General features: G+C 36.7%; 1 pseudogene. It reads right to left on the minus strand.

Going from position 1 to position 281, the window contains the following annotated elements:
* Positions 1-171, minus strand: a pseudogene (locus tag F1003_RS18580) (hypothetical protein); the annotation flags it as partial.
* Positions 172-281: the final 110 nt, after the last annotated feature.

The raw sequence follows: 281 nt of genomic DNA on the forward strand, positions 1-281 counted from the left end.
CCATGGGCTTAGATGATTGTAAATATCGTTTTCTACTTTTTCTAAGCGATTTTCTAACTTATCAATTTCGCTAGATAAATCCACTTCTGTGTTTTTAGCAAACTCTTTAAGCTCTGCAATCTTGTTTCGCAACTCGACAATTGGACGTTCAAATTCTAATTCGCTTACCACTCGATGTCACCTCCTGCTACGTGTATATCTAAAATAGTTGTTAACGTTTCTTTTAAATCATGACGGTCAATAACTCCGTCTAGCTGACCATGCTTCAACAGAAATTCCGA

This window comes from Winogradskyella ouciana, from assembly GCF_009709615.1.
Classification (GTDB): domain Bacteria; phylum Bacteroidota; class Bacteroidia; order Flavobacteriales; family Flavobacteriaceae; genus Winogradskyella; species Winogradskyella ouciana.